The organism is Boseongicola sp., from assembly GCF_057460485.1.
Map to the genome: position 1 here is coordinate 1 of NZ_JBVCWP010000354.1, position 3,618 is coordinate 3,618.

Genomic DNA, 3,618 nt, shown 5'->3' on the forward strand with positions numbered 1-3,618 from the left:
CTCCATAATACCAAACCCTGCAACTCTAGCCCAACAAAATCGTGCTATTTTCAAACAAAATCAGCCTGATAGGAGTTATTCAGGGCGAACTAAGTATTTGTTGTGACGCCGGAATTCATGCTGATTTGTGGGTCCCCCGTGGCGGCACCGTCCGTCCAACCAGATTTTTGCGTAAAAACCTTACGCCAATTGATTAATGTCAATACGGCTTTTGTTTCATGCGCAAGACTTGGTCGAACAAGTGGCATCGTCCTGGTTGATCCACGCGACCCGTCGCTTTTTGAGAATGATCTGGCAACACACCATACGATTTTCGCTGCTATCTGAACAGATCGGGATGAATGTACCTAGCACAAGGAGTGACCTGATGATCCAGTTTTCAGAGAACGCACTCGACAGGATGCTGAAGTCGATCTTGCGCGACGGCACTTTGCACGTCGTCATGCCGTCGGGCCGCAATTATCGATACGGCAACCAGAATGGCGATCCAATAACAGTTCGGCTGTACGACGCCTCAACCGTCAGACATCTGGCATTGAACCCAGAGATGGCGTTGGGCGAAGCCTATATGAGTGGGGCGCTGACGATTGATGGGGATGATTTACAAGCATTTCTGGCGTTGATCGTTCGGAATGTTCAGCGTGCTTCAGGAAATCGGGTCTGGTGGCAAAAGCCACTACTGAAATCCCGCGCCGCCCTTCGGTGGCTGGCGCAAAACAACGTCATAGAACGCGCGCGTGGCAACGTGGCCCACCATTATGACCTTTCAGGGCAGCTATATGACTTGTTTCTAGATGATGACCGGCAGTATTCGTGCGGCTATTTCAAAGACCCGACTGAGACACTGGATCAGGCGCAGGCGCACAAAAAGGAACATATTGCCCGAAAACTGATGATCGAACCGGGCATGTCTGCTCTGGATATCGGATGCGGCTGGGGCGGAATGGCGTTGATGCTGGCAAAGGACTTTGGTGCCCGCGTTGTCGGCATTACACTATCTCAAGAACAGCATGCCTACGCAACGCAGCGCGCAGAACGCGAAGGTCTGGCGGACAGGATCGACTTCCGGCTCTGCGACTACCGTCATGTTGAAGGCACTTTCGACAGGATTGTCTCAGTCGGGATGTTCGAACATGTGGGACTGCGTCACTTTAATGATTATTTTAAGACAATCTGCGACCGGCTCTCTCCTGACGGCATTGCGCTAATCCACACGATTGGCTGGGCTGCCCCTGCGACGGGCACGAACCCGTGGATGGCCAAATATATCTTTCCGGGTGGCTATATCCCGACCGTTTCGGAAGCCATGAGCGCCGTCGAAAAAGCCCGACTGTGGGCAACGGACATCGAATGTTGGCGCCTGCACTATGCCTATACGTTGAGGCACTGGTACGATCGCTTTCGACAGAATGAAGATCAGGTAGTGGCGATGTATGATGATCGCTTTGTCCGGATGTGGCGCTTCTATCTTGCTGCGTGTGAGCAAACCTTTCGCAATGGCCCACAGGCGGTTTTCCAGTTCCAGCTGTCACGAAGTATCGATGCCGTCCCGCTGACCCGAGACTATCTTTATGGCCAATCGGATTTGGAGGCGACAACTTCGGCAAACGGTGCAAAACGCCCGGGGCTTGTCTTGGATGATGGTAGCGCAATTCGTCCTAGCGGAACAAAAGATTTACTTTTTATCCCTCGCAAGGAGCAAGACAATGATCAAAAAAATCCTTCTGGCCGTTGATGGGTCGTTGACCGCGCAACGGGCCATCGACATTGCAGCCGAATTGGCAGGCAAATTGGACGCAGAACTGTTTATCGTGCATGTCTTGATGCACGGTCGTCCAGCCGCAGAGCTGGTGCACATGGCCGAGGTGGAACATCTCGTCAAAGAAGTGCAAGCAGTTGTCTCTCCGGGTATTGAGTACGTGACAGGAACCTATCCTGAAGTACTGCGGGGCGATGCGGCAGACCCTAGGTCCGCGAGGATCATTTCAGTTCTCGGCGAACAGATCGTCGCCAGAGCGAAGGCACGTTGCACTGAAAAGGGTGCAAAAAATATCAAGACCTCAGTGCGTAAAGGCGATTATGCCGATGAAATCCTGCAGGCTGCAGAGGAATTCAAGGTCGACATGATCGTCATTGGATCGCGCGGACTTGGAATTCTCAAAAGCACCGTATTGGGCAGTGTGTCGCAAAAAGTTTTGCATCACGCGGACTGCAGTGTTGCAGCAGTAAGGTAATTCTGACGTTCCGTGTTCCCGAACGACGCGGCGACCCCCGAAGACGCGGTGTTAGAGCGCGTATCGAATCCAAAAGCGGATGTAGCCTATTGCGTGCGTTTCACCGCTCCCGAGTTCACATCGCTGTGCCCGATGACAGGTCAACCTGATTTCGCACATCTGGTCATCGACTATGTGCCGGGAGAATTTCTGGTCGAGTCCAAATCGCTCAAGCTTTTCCTCGGGTCATTTCGCAACCACGGCGCATTCCACGAGGATTGCACGATCTCGATTGCACGGCGCCTGGTCGACTTTCTGAACCCGCAATGGCTGCGGATCGGTGGCTACTGGTATCCGCGGGGTGGCATCCCGATTGATGTTTTCTGGCAAACAGGGGCGATGCCGGAAGGTGTGTGGATTCCGGACCAAGGCGTGCCGCCCTACCGCGGCAGAGGATAAAGGCGAAGGGCCTGAAACACACCCTTCCCTCATCTCTTATTGCTATTGCATGAGGCAAAGAGCAGAACTCTTTAACAGGGTCGTTCAACCATCAATCTTTACAAAAACGTCGTCCAAATGAAATTTCATCATCTGCTTAAATGTCCGCTTTTAGGTGGTGGTGCTGTTCATTTGCACCTGCAGCGAAGTTCCGCTTCCCGCCCGGAGTGCCCCCATCGGGTGGTCCAGTTTCAAAGTTAATGCATGGTCGGCTTTTGGTCTATCGGCATCATGCTTTCGGGCGCAGGAGGACGTTGTCACATTAACTTTTCTAAGTCGAAATATCGAATTTTTTGAAAATACGTTTTACTGGATTTCAACGACTTACGAGATTTCAAGTTCCATCAAGAAGACGAAATCTGCCGATAACTGAGTTAATGTGACAACACCCCTCATACACTGGTGACCGACAAACTTCGATCCTACGGCGCTGCGATGAAAGTCGTTGGCAACGCCAACCGGCAGGAAACGGGCCGCTGGGAAAATAATCGGGCCGAGAACGCGCACTCGCTGCCTGACAGTGGTTTGCTTGCAAACCATGAAAAGGGACCGTTTCGACGACGAGAGCGCGCCATGCAACGGTTCTGCAGCGTGCGACGTTTGCAGAAATTCGCCGCCGTTCATGCCTCCGTCTACAACCATTTCAACCAGGAGCGCGCGCTCTACACACGCGACAATTTCAAGGCCAACTGAGCCGCTGCTCTCTCCGAGTGGCGCCAAATTTGTTCGGCATAAGTTCCGGCATTCGGCGGCGAACTGAGACCAGTTCTCATCCGTCTGAGAGCACCTAACTGCGCTTACCGATCCCGGTTAACATAAGGGAGCTTACGCGCCTGCAGCATGTAGCCGCAAAGCGATAATGTCACCCCTGTGCAAAGCAGAAATGTCACTCTCTCCATCAAACGAG

General features: G+C 52.7%; 3 protein-coding genes and 1 pseudogene. All 4 read left to right on the plus strand.

The genetic code is table 11. The features are described from left to right. The first annotated feature begins 367 nt into the window (after positions 1-367). A complete protein-coding gene (locus tag AC221Y_RS21850) occupies positions 368-1,735 on the plus strand; it encodes a class I SAM-dependent methyltransferase (protein WP_486708430.1) in 1,368 nt (455 codons plus the stop codon). After that, a complete protein-coding gene (locus AC221Y_RS21855) occupies positions 1,707-2,234 on the plus strand; it encodes a universal stress protein (protein ID WP_299748604.1) in 528 nt (175 codons plus the stop codon). Before AC221Y_RS21850 ends, AC221Y_RS21855 begins: the two co-directional genes overlap by 29 nt. A gap of 12 nt (positions 2,235-2,246) precedes the next feature. Continuing rightward, entirely contained in the window at positions 2,247-2,672 is a 426-nt protein-coding gene (queF, locus tag AC221Y_RS21860) for a preQ(1) synthase (RefSeq protein WP_299748601.1), read from the plus strand. A gap of 429 nt (positions 2,673-3,101) precedes the next feature. Then, positions 3,102-3,404 (plus strand): annotated as a pseudogene (locus AC221Y_RS21865) (DDE-type integrase/transposase/recombinase); the annotation flags it as partial. Positions 3,405-3,618 lie beyond the last annotated feature (214 nt).